This is a genomic window from Microbacterium sp. LB12 (assembly GCF_037150835.1).
Taxonomy (GTDB): Bacteria; Actinomycetota; Actinomycetes; order Actinomycetales; family Microbacteriaceae; genus Microbacterium.
Genome location: NZ_JBBCPF010000001.1, coordinates 528,660 through 541,407, shown reverse-complemented (window position 1 = coordinate 541,407; position 12,748 = coordinate 528,660). Strand labels below are relative to the sequence as shown.

Annotated in this window: 12 protein-coding genes; 5 read left to right on the top strand and 7 right to left on the bottom strand. The window is 69.5% G+C overall.

Features of this window, described 5'->3' with window-relative positions; genetic code table 11:
- Window positions 1–8 precede the first annotated feature (8 nt).
- Window positions 9–1,697, bottom strand: coding sequence for an amidohydrolase (locus tag WFM69_RS02675; RefSeq protein WP_337001376.1), 1,689 nt, complete (start codon window positions 1,695–1,697; stop codon window positions 9–11).
- Window positions 1,694–3,031 carry an MFS transporter gene (locus tag WFM69_RS02670; protein ID WP_337001374.1) on the bottom strand — a complete coding sequence of 446 codons (1,338 nt, stop codon included), beginning with the start codon at window positions 3,029–3,031 and terminating at the stop codon, window positions 1,694–1,696. The genes WFM69_RS02675 and WFM69_RS02670 overlap by 4 nt, the downstream gene beginning before the upstream one ends.
- 222 nt (window positions 3,032–3,253) lie before the next feature.
- Between WFM69_RS02670 and WFM69_RS02665 the strand changes: the two genes are divergently transcribed.
- The 3 genes from WFM69_RS02665 to WFM69_RS02655 all read left to right on the top strand — a co-directional run bounded on the left by WFM69_RS02665 (window position 3,254) and on the right by WFM69_RS02655 (window position 6,328).
- Window positions 3,254–4,150 carry an Lrp/AsnC family transcriptional regulator gene (locus WFM69_RS02665; protein WP_337001372.1) on the top strand — a complete coding sequence of 299 codons (897 nt, stop codon included), beginning with the start codon at window positions 3,254–3,256 and terminating at the stop codon, window positions 4,148–4,150.
- A 133-nt stretch (window positions 4,151–4,283) separates the two neighbouring features.
- Window positions 4,284–5,690 carry an MFS transporter gene (locus tag WFM69_RS02660; protein ID WP_337001371.1) on the top strand — a complete coding sequence of 469 codons (1,407 nt, stop codon included), beginning with the start codon at window positions 4,284–4,286 and terminating at the stop codon, window positions 5,688–5,690.
- A 47-nt stretch (window positions 5,691–5,737) separates the two neighbouring features.
- The gene (locus tag WFM69_RS02655) at window positions 5,738–6,328 is read left to right on the top strand and encodes a hypothetical protein (protein ID WP_337001370.1); all 591 of its coding nucleotides are present in this window, start codon (window positions 5,738–5,740) and stop codon (window positions 6,326–6,328) included.
- Window positions 6,329–6,339: 11 nt separating this feature from the next.
- Here WFM69_RS02655 and WFM69_RS02650 read toward each other — a convergent pair whose 3' ends face one another.
- Window positions 6,340–6,924: a MarR family winged helix-turn-helix transcriptional regulator gene (locus tag WFM69_RS02650; RefSeq protein ID WP_337001368.1), complete on the bottom strand. Its 585-nt coding sequence runs from the start codon at window positions 6,922–6,924 to the stop codon at window positions 6,340–6,342.
- Window positions 6,925–7,029: 105 nt separating this feature from the next.
- Here WFM69_RS02650 and WFM69_RS02645 point away from each other — a divergent pair, with 105 nt between their 5' ends.
- The gene (locus WFM69_RS02645; RefSeq protein ID WP_337001366.1) at window positions 7,030–7,794 is read left to right on the top strand and encodes a hypothetical protein; all 765 of its coding nucleotides are present in this window, start codon (window positions 7,030–7,032) and stop codon (window positions 7,792–7,794) included.
- Window positions 7,795–7,874: 80 nt separating this feature from the next.
- Here the strand turns inward: WFM69_RS02645 and WFM69_RS02640 are convergent, their stop codons facing one another.
- Window positions 7,875–8,534: a TetR/AcrR family transcriptional regulator gene (locus WFM69_RS02640; protein ID WP_337001364.1), complete on the bottom strand. Its 660-nt coding sequence runs from the start codon at window positions 8,532–8,534 to the stop codon at window positions 7,875–7,877.
- A gap of 72 nt (window positions 8,535–8,606) precedes the next feature.
- On the opposite strand from WFM69_RS02640, the gene WFM69_RS02635 reads away from it, so the two are divergent.
- Window positions 8,607–9,524 (top strand): alpha/beta hydrolase family protein, encoded by a 918-nt coding sequence (locus WFM69_RS02635; RefSeq protein ID WP_337001362.1) that lies wholly within the window; start codon window positions 8,607–8,609, stop codon window positions 9,522–9,524.
- A 10-nt stretch (window positions 9,525–9,534) separates the two neighbouring features.
- Here WFM69_RS02635 and WFM69_RS02630 read toward each other — a convergent pair whose 3' ends face one another.
- From WFM69_RS02630 to WFM69_RS02620, 3 genes are all read right to left on the bottom strand, one after another.
- Window positions 9,535–10,449 carry a carbohydrate ABC transporter permease gene (locus tag WFM69_RS02630; protein ID WP_337001360.1) on the bottom strand — a complete coding sequence of 305 codons (915 nt, stop codon included), beginning with the start codon at window positions 10,447–10,449 and terminating at the stop codon, window positions 9,535–9,537.
- 9 nt (window positions 10,450–10,458) lie between these two features.
- Window positions 10,459–11,343: a carbohydrate ABC transporter permease gene (locus WFM69_RS02625; protein WP_337001358.1), complete on the bottom strand. Its 885-nt coding sequence runs from the start codon at window positions 11,341–11,343 to the stop codon at window positions 10,459–10,461.
- Between the two features lie 70 nt (window positions 11,344–11,413).
- Window positions 11,414–12,691: an ABC transporter substrate-binding protein gene (locus WFM69_RS02620; RefSeq protein ID WP_337001356.1), complete on the bottom strand. Its 1,278-nt coding sequence runs from the start codon at window positions 12,689–12,691 to the stop codon at window positions 11,414–11,416.
- Between the last annotated feature and the right edge of the window lie 57 nt (window positions 12,692–12,748).

Below are 12,748 nucleotides of genomic sequence, written 5' to 3'. Positions count from 1 at the left end.
ATCCTCGCTCATGCGTCGACGGTCGCGCGCGCCCGCACGTGGCGGGGGACGCCGTCGACCCAGGTCTCGCGCACCGTGATCGCGGCGATGTCCTCCGCCGCGACGGCCAGCGGGTCGTCGGAGAGCACCGCGAAATCGGCGTACTTGCCGACCTCCAGCGAACCCAGGTCGTCTTCGCGCCCGATCGATACGGCGCCCTCGATCGTGTGGGCGCGGAGGGCGGCGAGTGCCGAGACGCGCAGGTCGTCCGGTCCGAGCTTGTGGCCGCGACGGGTGACACGGGTGACCGCGGTCTGGATGGCCTCGAGCGGGATCGGCTCGGCGACCGGAGCATCCGAGGAGATCGTGATCGGCACACCCGCCCGCTCGAACTCGCCGAGCGGGTTGAAGCGCTCGCCCGGGGTGCCGATGGCCTCCTCGACGCCCTCGCCCCAGTTGAAGTAGTGCTGGGGCTGGTTGACCGGACGGATGCCGGAGGCGGCCATCCGTGCGATCTGGTCGGGGGTGGGCAGGCCGCAGTGCTCGATGCGGTGTCGAGCATCGGCATCCGGATGTTCGGCGAGCGCGGCTTCGATCGCCGACACCACCATCTCGATCGCGGTGGGCGACTGGGCGTGCGTGGCGGTCTGCAGCCCCGCCGCGTGCGCCTTGCGGATGAGCCCCGCGTACTCGGCGGGCTCGTGGTAGAGCTGTCCGGTGCGGCACGGGTCGCCCACGTAGCCGTCGGGGAAGTACGCGGTCCAGCCGCCGAGCGTTCCGTCGGCGTAGAACTTGATGCCGGCGAAGCTGAGGTGCGCGTTGCCGAACTGACCGACCAGACCCATCTCGAGCGCCTCGTCGAGCAGATGCGACAGCAGGTACATCGACACGCGCAGTTCGAGCCGACCGGCCTCGGCGAGGCGCAGATACATGTTGAACTCGCGGCGCGTGACCTGGCAGTCGCCGATCGAGGTGACGCCGCCGGCGAGGAAGCGCTGCGTCGCAGCGTCCAGCTGACGCAGGTGCTCCTCCGGCTCATCGGCGAGGTGGAAGTTCGGGCCGTGGTGGCCGATCTTCACGCCGTGCACGCCGGTGAGGATGTTGCACGCCGCGTCCGACAGCTCGCCTGTCAGCTCGCCGTCGGCGTCGCGGAAGAACTCGCCGCCGTCCGGGTTCGGGGTGTCGCGGTCGACGCCATTTATGTCGAGCGTGTACGAGTTCACGACGCCGCCATGGCCCGACGCGTTCATGAGGTACACCTCGCGGTCTGCCGCGACCTCGTCGAGCTCGAACCGGGTGGGGTGGCGCTTCTCGGCGAGGTTGCGCTGCTCGTAGCCGTAGCCGCGCACCGGACGCCCCTCGGGGAGGTCCGCCACCGCGGCCTTCAGCAGCGCCACGATCTCGGGGATGCTGCCGGCCTTCTCGGGCCCGCAGTCGACCCAGCTCATCATCTGCCCGAACATGAGCGGATGCGCGTGCGCGTCCACGAACCCGGGGACGACCACCGCGTCGCCGAGGTCGACAGCCTCCGCAGCGAGACCCGCACGTTCGGCCACCGCCGCGCATTCGGCAGCCGTGCCGATCGCGAGGATCCGCCCGCGGTCGGTCAGCATCGCCGTGGCCGTCGTGGCGTCGGCATCCGCGGTGTGGATGGCACGAGCCGTGATCAGCTGGGGCGTCGTCTGGGCGGAGCGGTCGAAGGGGGTGAGCTTTCTCATGGCAGCCTGTTCGCGGTCGTGTCGGTGCGGGCGGTGAAGGAGGAGGTGACGGGCGCCTCGTCGGAGTGCTGTGGTGCGAGGCGCGTGCAGATCCCGGCGATGAGGGCCATGCCGACGAACATCGCGATGACCGACCAGATGCTCCCGGTCCAGGCGATGAGCTGGGTGGCGAACCAGGGCGAGAATCCGGCCCAGACCGCCGCGCCCACGCCGTAGGACAGCGCGATGGAGGTGTAGCGGGCCTGCGGACGGAACATCTGCGACAGCAGCGCCGCGATCGGCGCATAGGTGGCACTCATCGCGATGCGCACCAGCGAGGCGAACAGGAAGATGAGCGGTTCGATCCGGCCGGGCAGGATCAGCAGGAACGGCACGAACGTGAGCACCGAGGTGAGCAGGCCGAGGTACATGACGTTCTTCCGACCCCACTTGTCGCCCAGCCAGGCGACGGGGAGGGTCACGACGAACTCCACGAAGGAGGCGATCGTCATGGCGTCGAGGATCACCTGCTCGCTGATCGCGACCGGCTCACCGGTGGCGTACGCCGTCGCGAACGTGGTGGCGAGGTAGTAGCCGCCGGTCGAGATCGGGAGGATGCCGATGCCGAGGAGGATCGGACGCCAGTTGGTGCGCAGCGCGAAGGCCAGCGGCATCGACTGCTTGCGGCCCTCGACCTTCGCCTCGAAGACCGGGGTCTCCTCGACGCGGTAGCGCACCCAGAAGCCGACGCCGACCAGCACGATCGACAGCAGGAAGGGGATGCGCCATCCGCCGTTGATGATGAAGTCGTCGCCCATGCGGGTCATGATCGCGAAGATGCCGGAGGCCAGGAGTGCTCCGGCCGGGTTGCCGAGCTGCGTGAAGCCGCCGTAGAAGGTCTTCGACTTCTCGGGGGCGTGCTCGACGCTCATGAGCACAGCGCCACCCCACTCGCCGCCGACCGCGAGTCCCTGCACCGCACGGAGCAGGATCAGGAGGATCGGGGCGAGGATGCCGATGTTCTCGTACGTGGGCAGGCAGCCGACGAGCACCGTGGCGGCGCCCATCATCAGCAGTGTGATGACGAGCGATGTGCGCCGGCCGAGCTTGTCGCCGATGTGGCCGAAGATGATGCCGCCGAGGGGGCGGACGAGGAAGGCGACAGCGAACGTCGCGAAGGCCGCTGCGGTCTCGGCGAGCCGGTCGCCGCTCGGGAAGAACAGCGGACCGAAGACGAGCGCGGCGGCGGTCGCGTAGACGTAGAAGTCGTACCACTCGATGGTGGTGCCGACGAAGGCGGCGATGCCGGCGCGTCGGGCCCGGCTGTGGGTGCCGGTGGTGGGGGTGGATGTCATGGGGGTGCCCGCTCCTTTGCGGAAGATGTCGGATAGCGAAGGATGCTACGGAGATGCAGCCCCGCCAGCAAGGGCAGAACTCCAGCAAGAACGAGGATTCACTGAAGTATTGATCGCGGATCGATGCAATGCATGCCTTCCCGGCGGTCGAACCCTCTCCTACACTGTTCATGCGCACGGTCGACCGTGCGCATCCGGGGAAAACGGGAAGGTGCGAGAAAAGTGGATTTCGACGCCGAGCTCATCCGTGCGCTGCAGGAGGACGGCCGCGCCAGCATCCTCTCCCTCGCCCAGCGACTCGGCCAGTCGCGGGCCGCCGTCGCCGCCCGACTCCGGACGATGCTCGCGGATCGGACCGTGCGCGTGGTCGCCGCCGTCGACCCCGTCTTCCTCGGTCAGCACGTGCTCGCCCACGTCTCCATCCGCACCGACGGCGCCGTGGAACTGGTCGCCGAGCACCTGCGCGACATGACCGAGACCGTGCTGGTGTCGGCCGTCGGCGGCGCGCACGACGTGGTCACCGAGGTGCGCGTCGGGTCGATGTCGGAGCTGCACGACCTGCTCGCCCTGATCCGTGCGATCGACGGCGTGCTCGACATCAGCACCATCATCTACTCGACCGTGATCAAGGGCTTCTTCGTGTCGGAGTACCACGGCGGCGTCACGCTCGACGCGATCGATGAGGCTCTGATCGAGCAGCTGCAGGCCGACGGGCGCAAGAGCTTCCGTGCCCTGGGCGAGGAGGTGCGCCTCTCTCCCTCGGCCGTCGCGACCAGGGTGCAGCGGCTCATCGACGCCGGGGTGATCAAGATCAGCGCGGTCGAGGCACGCGGGCTCGCGCATCGGCAGTTGTCGATGGGCGTCGGGATGACGCTCGGCGACGACGACGAGGCCGTGATCGACGAGCTGCGCCGCGGGCGCGGCGTGGACTTCGCGGCGCGCACCCTCGGCCGCTTCGACGCGGTCGCCACACTCGTCGAGCCGTCCGCCGGTGCCCTGTATGCCAGTCTCGAGCGCCTGCGCGCGCTGCCGGGCGTCACGCGCATCGAGGCGTGGCTGCACCTCGCGGTTCTGAAGGAGGACTACGCCCGCACCCTCCGCCCCCTGCGCACCGACTAGCGCGAACCGCACGGCTGCGGGCTCGAAAACGTGCCGCTGCGGGCCATCCGCGGAGCGCTTCTGATCCCGCACCGACGAGATCGATGCGGCGCGCCGTCACCGGGCGTTCACCCGACAGCGCCAGACTTCCCCCATGAGCGAACCCGAACCTCGCCCGGTCGCCCCCGAGCCCGCGGCCACCGCGAACACCGGCGCCGTGGCCGTCGCCGGCCTCGACCTGCGCGGCGAGACCCCGGCGCCCAAGAAGCAGGTCTACTCGTGGGCGCTGTGGGACTGGGCGACACAGCCGTTCAACACCGTCATCCTCACGTTCGTGTTCACGGCCCTCTACCTCGTCGGCGAAGGCTTCCTCCCGCCCGAGGTCGCCGCGCTCGACCCGAGCGACCCCGTCCGGCTCGCGGCGGAGGCCGACCTCGCCTCCGGCCTCGGTCTGGGCTCGACCATCGCGGCATTCGGCATCCTGCTGCTCGCCCCGGTGCTCGGTCAGCGCGCGGACGCGGCCGGACGGCAGAAGCTGTGGCTCGGAATCGGCACCGGCGCGCTGATCCTGTGCATGCTGGGGCTGTGGTTCGTGGAGCCGGTTCCGAGCCTGTTCTGGCTGGGCGTCACGCTCATCTCGGCGGCGACCGTGTTCCAGGAGATCGCCGCGGTGAACTCCAACGCCATGCTGATCGGCATCGCGAACCCGAAGAACGTCGGACGCATCTCCGGCCTCGGCTGGGGATTCGGCTACCTCGGCGGCATCATCGCCCTGGTGATCGTGGTCGTGCTCGACACGTTCGACTGGTTCGGCATGTCGACCGACAACGGCCTCGCCTACCGACTGATCGCGGTCGGGTGCGCGGTGTGGGCGATCATCTTCAGCATCCCGATCTTCCTGAACGTGCCGGAGCCGTCGCTGGGACGCCCGGACCGCAAGGTGGGCTTCTTCGCGTCGTACCCGCTGCTGGTGAAGGACGTCGCCGGCCTCTACCGCGACCCGGAGACCCGGCCCACATTCTGGTACCTGCTGGCGAGCGCGGTGTTCCGCGACGGGCTGAGCGGCGTGTTCGCGTTCGGTGCGATCATCGGCACCGCGGTGTTCAAGTTCGGCGCGCAGGACATCATCATCTTCGGCATCGTCGCGAACCTGATCGCCGGCGTCTCGACCATCGCCGCCGGTCGCCTCGACGACAGCCTCGGCCCGAAGCGGATCATCCTCGCCTCGATCGGGTCGATGGTCGTCGCCGGGCTCGCGGTCTTCTTCCTCCGTGACGCCGGATCGATGGTGTTCTGGATCGGCGGGCTCATCCTGTGCGCGTTCGTCGGCCCTGCGCAGGCGGCGGCACGGTCGTTCCTCGCCCGGGTCACCCCGGCGGGCCGCGAGGGCGAGATCTTCGGCCTCTACGCCACCACCGGCCGGGCGGCGAGCTGGATGGCCTCCGGCGCCTGGACGATCCTCATCGCGCTGACCAGCCAGACGGCGTACGGGATCCTCGGCATCGTGGTCGTGCTGATCGCCGGCTTCCTGCTGCTGCTCCCGGTGAAGGCGCCCCACTGAGTCCCGGTCCCGGTACACAGGTGGCGGGGTGTGGGAGGATGACGACCGTGCGCCCGACATCCGCTGCCCGACTGGGCGCCCTCGCCGTCTCCGCCGTGTTCCTCCTCGCCGGGTGCTCGTCGGGACCCAGCACGGAAGCCCCCGCCTCGACGCGCGACCCTGCAGAGGCGACCGAGACGGCACCGGAGCCGGCGGACGCGCTCATCACGTGCGCCGACATCGAACCGCTGGCCGCCCCGATCACGGCGGGATTCGTCTTCTCGCCCGATGACTCCTCGGAGGATTCCTCCGGCACGACGTGCGTCTGGATCAACGACGCGGTCGCCTCGGCCTCGACGGCCCTCGAGGACTACGCCTCCCTCGCCGTCGGCATCGATGGGACGACGTGGAGTGCGGATGAACTGCGGACGCTGGCGGGCGCGACCGACGATCCGCGTGCCGAAGCGCTCGACGGACGGGTGCTCCTGCTCGGCGAGGGCGACACTCTGGGCGAGGTCGGCTCCGTGCAGCTCCTGTCGCCGCGGGGGACGGTCACGATCGTGGCCACGGGCATGCTGCTCGCCGCGTCGGCGGACACCGCCATCCCGGTGGATGCCGCTCTCGACGTCGCGGCGGATGTCGGAGCCCTCCGCCGGTAGAGCGGCCCCGCTCAGCGCTGCCAGTTGTCGGCGAGCTTGTTCAGCAGACGGGCGAGCTCGACGCGCTCCTCGTCGGTGAAGGACGCGAGCGCGGTCGAGAGCAGTTCGCGCCGTTCGCCGCGCATGCCCTTGGCGAGTCGCCGTCCCTCATCCGTGAGCGCGATGCGAGTGCGCCGCGCGTCGTCGGGATCGGCTTCGCGTCGCACGAAGCCGCGCTCCACGCCCTGCTGCACGAGTCGGGAGGCACGCGGCTGATCCACGCCGATCGCCGTGCCGAGGTCGCTGACGCTGAGCGGAGCGGATGCCGCGGCGAGGGCCTCCAGCATCCGCATGCGCGCGGGACCGCCGAGGCGCCCGGAGGGATCCGCCATCCAGGGCGGCATCCCGGGGTGTCCGCGGTGCTGGTCGAACGGGGTTCGCGGGTCATCCCCGCCGCCACGGGGACCGCCATGCCAGCCGTGCGGTCCGCCGTGACCGCGACCACCGGGGCCGCGTTCTCCCGGGCCGCCCGGACGTCGGCCACGCAGGCGGGACAGCGCCTGGGCGATGGCTTCGGCGGGATCCTGCGCGGAGGGGTCACGGGCTTCGGGGGTCACATGTCGATTTTACATGCGACTTGACATGCATTCAATCTTCATGTCACACTACATGTACATGCACTGTGGCATACACATGCACACTGACAACTAAGGACTTCACTCATGAACACCTCTGAATCACAGAACCCCGAGAACACCACCCGCCCCTTCGGCTACTGGCTGAAGGCCGCCGACCGCCTCATGTCGGCCGAGTTCGCCACCGCTTTCGACGGTGAGCACGCCAGTCGTCGCGACTGGCGCATCCTCAACATCGTCGACGGCACCGCGCCGTCGGACCGCCCGCTGAACGGCCACAAGCTGCACCGCCTCGTCGAGCGCGGCTGGATCACCCCCGAGGGAGACGGCTGGACGCTCACCGACGACGGTCGCGCCGCCAAGGAGCGCCTCGGCGCACTCGTCGACGAGATCCGCACCAAGGTCGCGGACGCCGTGTCCCCCGAGGACATGGCCACCACACTGGCCTCGCTCGAGAAGATCGCCCGCGCGTTCGGCTGGGACGAGGAGACTCCTCTTCCCCGTGGACGCCGGCACGGCTTCGGCGGACCGCGCCACGGGCGGGACTTCCCCCGTGGCTTCGGCCGCCCGTTCGGACGCGGCTTCGGCCCGGGCTTCGGCCCCGGACGCGGCTTCGACGGCGATCCCGAGCACGGACGCGGTCGCGGCTTCGGCCCGGGCTTCGGCCCGGATGCGGATGCCGCGCACGACTGCCGTCACAGCGAGCCCGGAGCGGATCACCGCGGTCACGGCCGCCCCGGTCGTGGTGACCACGGCCACCGCGGCCACGGTCCGCAGCGCGCCGAGCGGATCGCACAGCACGCCTACGAGCGCGGCTTCGACGCCGGCTTCACGCGCGGCCGCGACGCCTGAACCGCCCGCACCTCCGGGCGACCCACCCCCTTACACCCGAGCCACCCCCTTGAGACCCTCCCCACCGGGCCGGTTCGACCTCAAGGGGGTGGCTCGGGGCTTGCCAGAGGGGCGAGGGAGGCCGCGGGAGCACCTGCGGCGAGGAGGCGGGCGCGCATCGCGGCGGCCGCGAGCGCGTAGGGCCGCGCGTCGTCCATCAGCAGCGAACGCGAGTTGGCCTCCTCGTTCAACGCGACCAGCTCGAACGCGAGCACCTCGGGATCCGCCTCGATCTCTCCCGCGTCCACCGCATGGCGCAGCTGCGCCTCGACGTAGCCGTACCAATCGATCAGCGCGGCCCGTACGGCGTCGCGCACCGGCCCGGACTTGGAGTCGACGTCTGCGGCCGTCGCGGCGAAGAAGCAGCCTCCGGTGAAGACGCGATCCTTCGAGTACGCGAGGGAGTTGTGCAGCAGTGCGGCCACGCGCCGCACCCCGCGCGGCTGCTCCCTGGCCGGTTCGACGATCCGCGCGGTGAAGATCTCGCGGGCGGCGGCGACCGTCGCCAGCTGCAGCCCCTCCTTGCTCTGGAACAGGGTGGCGATGCTGCTCTTGCTCGAACCGGACGCCTCCGCGAGCCGGCCGATGCTGAGCCCGTCGAGCCCTTCGACCGAAGCCAGGTCGGTCGCGCTGTGCAGCACGATGCGGCGCGAGGCATCGCCGCGTGCTCGCCGTCCGTCCTGCGCCACTGTCTCCCTCATCCGCCTAGTATACGAACGATCGTTCGCCTAGTATACGTATGATCGTTCGTATTGTTCTGGCGAAGGAGCCCCATGCCGTCCGTTCCCGCACTGCTCGCCCGCAGCCCCCACACCGCCGCTGCCGTGTCGCCGACGCTCGCCGGCGACCTCGCCTACCGTCTCTTCTTCACGACCTCGCCGCGGATGGCGGTGCGCGATGTGGATGCCGCGACCCACTCCGACGCCCGACGCGGACACCTGACCGTGCGCGGCACCGAGCTCGTGACCTACGAGTGGGGCAGCGGCTCGCGCACCGTGCTGCTACTGCACGGCTGGCGCGGCCGGGCGTCGCAGTTCGCTCCGCTCGTGCGGGAACTCGTCGCCGAGGGCTTCCACGTCGTGGCGTTCGACGCCCCCGCACACGGATCCTCCCGCGGGCGGCGCACCGACATCCGCGACTGGGTCGACGCCGCCGAGCAGCTGCAGGCCGTTCACGGCGCGTTCGTCGCGATCATCGGCCACTCGTTCGGGGCGCTGGCGGCACTGACCATCGCCCGCTCGACCGTGCCCGCACCCGCCGTCGTCGCGATCGCCGGAGCGGCGAGCCCCGACGCCTTCCTCGCCGAGTTCGCCCGCGAGCTGCACCTCGACGCCCCGACGACGGCACGCCTGGCCGAACGGTTCCGACGCCGACTCGGCATCGACGCGGCGACCGTGTCGGCCCGCTACGACGCGGTCGCGCATCCTCTGCCCGACGGCACCGCGCTGCTGGTCGTGCACGATCGCGACGACCGGCGGATGCCCGACAGCGACTCGCTCCGCCTGCACGATGCGCACGGCTCCCGCTCCCGATTGCTGCGCACCGACGGCCTCGGCCACACCCGCGTGCTGTCGGCGGATGCGACGCTCGACGCCGTGATCGCGCTCGTAACGGGCGGCCTGGATGCGGTCGACGGCCTCGACCCGGCACGCACTCCGGCCGCGCAGGGTGCGACCGGGCACGAGAGCTGACGCCGCCAGCTCACTTGCCGTAGCCCTTGGTGAGCCCGGCGATGTACTGCCGCGAGAAGACCGCGAACAGGATCACCAGCGGCACCGCGCCGAGGGTGAGCGAGGCGAGCAGGGCAGGGTAGTCGTTCTGGAACTGTCCGACGAACTGCTGCACCCCCAGCGTCACGGTCTGGTTCTGCTTGCTCGGGGCGAGGATGAGCGGGAACCACAGGTCGTTCCACACCGGCAGCATCGTGATGGAAGCGACCGCCGCGATGCCCACCCGGACGATCGGCAACGTGATCCCGAGCGTGCGCCACTCTCCCGCGCCGTCGATGCGGGCGGCCTCCTTGAGCTCGTTCGGCACGGCCCGGAAGTAGGTGGTCATGAGGGCGATCGCGAGCGGCAGCTGCATCGCGGTGTAGACCAGGATGAGTGCGGTCAGGGTGTCCATCAGACCCCACGAGGTCATGATCTTGATCAGCGGCACCGTACCGAGGCGGATCGGGAGCATGATCCCGACCACGAAGAACCCGGCCAGCACCGGGGTGATCGGCACCTTGTACTCCACGAGCGCCCATGCGGCGAGCGTGCCGAGCACGATCGTGAGCACGATGGTCGCGAGCGTGACGATGAGGCTGTTCTGGTAGTTGAGCAGGAAGTTCCCGCGCGTGAAGACGTTGATGTAGCCCTGCAGGTTGAAGGTCTCCGCGTCGGGCAGGGCGAACGGGGCGCCGAAGATGCCCTGCGTCGTCTTGAACGAGTTCATCAGCACGATCAGGATCGGGACGACCGAGAACAGGCCCATCACGATCAGCAGCAGATGCACGCCACCGCCGGCGAACACGTCGCCGGCGCGGCGCGGACGCTTCCGGGTGTGCGTGGCGGCCTCGGCATGAGGGCGGCGCGGTGCTGCGGCGGGGGCGGGGCGGGTGTCGATGGCCATCATCGGCTCCTAGAGCTCGTAGGTCTTGAGTCGGCGCTGCACGAGCCAGAAGTAGGCGGCGGTCGTCACCAGGATGAGGAGGAAGATCACCGACGCGACGGTGGCGCCGAGATCGAGGTCGGCCACCTGACCGCTGGATCCGAAGAAGGAGCGGTAGAAGAAGGTGCCGAGGATGTCGGTCGAGTAGTTCGGCCCGGGGGCGGATCCGTTCAGCGCGTAGACGATGTCGAAGCCGTTGAAGGTCCAGATGTAGGTGAGGATCACGATCAGCCCGAACTGCGGGGCGATGAGCGGGAACTTGATGCGCCAGAAGGCGGTCCAGGATCCGGCTCCGTCGATGCGGGACGCCTCGATCACGTCGTCGGGGATCGCGAGGAGCGCCGTGTAGAGGAAGATCATCGGGATCCCGATGTACTGCCACACCGACATCAGGGAGATGGTCGGCAGCGCGGTGGCCTCGGTGCCCAGCAGCGGGAAGTCGACAAGGCCCCACAGCGGGTTGATGATGAGGCGCCAGATGAAGCCGACGATGACCACCGAGAGCGTCGCCGGGATGAACAGCAGCGTGCGGTAGACGCCGACCGAGCGACGAAGCCGCCCCGAGGTGAGCAGCGCCGCCATGAGCAGACCGATCGGCAGCTCGACCAGCAGGTGGATGAGGAAGAACTCGACGTTGTTGCCGAGCGCGTTCCAGAACCGGGCGCTGGTGGTCGGGTTCGTGAACAGGTCGACGTAGTTGGCGACGCCGACGAACGCGCTCTCCTGCCCGCTCGACTCGAAGAAGCTGAGCACCACCGAGCTGATGAGCGGGTAGACCGAGAAGGCCACATAGACCACGAGGGCGGGCAGCACGAACATCGCCAGCAGGCGGTATCGGGCGGGAGTGCGGATCATGCGTCGTCTTTCGATCGGCGAGCGATGGTGGTGCGGCCGGGAGCGGAGCGCTCCGCCCCCGGCCGGGTTCTCACGGAGCGGGCGTGTACCAGGAGTCGAGCCCGGCCTGCAGCTCTGCGGTCGCCTCTTCGGGCGAGAGCCCGCTGTTGTACATGAGCTGAGCGACGCGCCAGATCTCGTCGTCCAGCGGCGGCTGTCCGGCGCTCAGGCGGTCGAGGGCCAGACGCGAGGTGAGCTCGGCCCCCTCCTTCAGATCGGCGAACTCCTGCGCCAGCTCGTTGTCGTACTTCACGGGCTCGGTGCCCATCGAGAAGAAGCCGGGCAGCTTGTTCACGTACAGCTGCTGGAACTCGCTCGTGCCCAGCCACTCCAGGAACTCGGTGGCCGCCTCCTTCTGCTTGCTGGCGGCGTTCAAGCCGAAGGCCATGTCGGCCATCTCCTGCTGGTAGCGCTGGTCGCCCTCTGCCGCGGGCGGAGCACCGAAGACGCCCACGTCGAGACCGGTCGAGGTCACCTGCGAGATCTGCCACGAGCCGTCGGGGAGGATCGCGGCCTTGCCGAGCGTGAACAGCTGCGTCATGTCCTCGTAGGAGATGGACTCGTAGCCGTTGGGGAGGTAGTCCTTGAACGAGTCGAAGATGCGGAAGCCCTCGACGAAGTCGGGGTCGGTGAGCTTCTGGGTGCCGTCGATGAGTCCGAGGCGGCCTTCTTCGCCCTTCCAGGCGTTGGGCCCGACCTGGTACAGCATGTTGTAGGCGAGCTGCCAGCCGTCGGCACTGCCGAGCGCGAGCGGGGCGTACTGTCCGTCGGCCTTGATCGCGTCGAGCACCTCGATGAACTCGTCCTGCGTCTGCGGCACCTTCAGCCCCAGCTCGTCGAAGATCGCGGTGTTGTAGTAGAAGCCGGCGAGCACGGACGCCACAGGCACGCAGTAGGGCTTGCCGTCATCGCCCTCCCATGCGGCGAGCGCGGACTCGGGGAACGAACCGATCGCGTCGAGGCCGTCGAGCGGTTCGAAGTAGCCCTTGTCGATCCAGGCGCGGTTGACGTCGAAGGGGCGGCACATGATCACGTCGGGGCCCGTGCCGCCGTCGATCTGCGACTGGATGGCCGCGTTGTAGTCGTTGGTGTCGATGGGCGCGTACTCGACCTTGATGCCGGGGTGGCTGGCCTCGAACGCGGGGATGATGTCGTTCTCCCACATGGTGGCGTCTTCCGTGCGCCAGGTGCCGAGCGTGAGGGTGACGGAATCGGGGTCGTCTCCGCCGCTCGAGGCGCAACCGGCGAGGCCGAGGGCCAGCGCGGTGACGGCGAGGGCGGCGAGTGGTGCTGTGGCGGATCGCATCATGACCTTCTCTCTGAGAGGACGCGCGGTCTCGGGGGGACCTGCCACACCTTTGCGGCG

Bases quoted from the DNA above. Each gene is read 5' to 3' on its own strand.
- WFM69_RS02675 (WP_337001376.1), bottom strand. From the start codon at position 1,697: ATGAGAAAGCTCACCCCCTTCGACCGCTCCGCCCAGACGACGCCCCAG.
- WFM69_RS02670 (WP_337001374.1), bottom strand. From the start codon at position 3,031: ATGACATCCACCCCCACCACCGGCACCCACAGCCGGGCCCGACGCGCC.
- WFM69_RS02660 (WP_337001371.1), top strand. From the start codon at position 4,284: ATGAGCGAACCCGAACCTCGCCCGGTCGCCCCCGAGCCCGCGGCCACC.
- WFM69_RS02645 (WP_337001366.1), top strand. From the start codon at position 7,030: ATGAACACCTCTGAATCACAGAACCCCGAGAACACCACCCGCCCCTTC.
- WFM69_RS02640 (WP_337001364.1), bottom strand. From the start codon at position 8,534: ATGAGGGAGACAGTGGCGCAGGACGGACGGCGAGCACGCGGCGATGCC.
- WFM69_RS02635 (WP_337001362.1), top strand. From the start codon at position 8,607: ATGCCGTCCGTTCCCGCACTGCTCGCCCGCAGCCCCCACACCGCCGCT.
- WFM69_RS02630 (WP_337001360.1), bottom strand. From the start codon at position 10,449: ATGGCCATCGACACCCGCCCCGCCCCCGCCGCAGCACCGCGCCGCCCT.
- WFM69_RS02625 (WP_337001358.1), bottom strand. From the start codon at position 11,343: ATGATCCGCACTCCCGCCCGATACCGCCTGCTGGCGATGTTCGTGCTG.
- WFM69_RS02620 (WP_337001356.1), bottom strand. From the start codon at position 12,691: ATGATGCGATCCGCCACAGCACCACTCGCCGCCCTCGCCGTCACCGCG.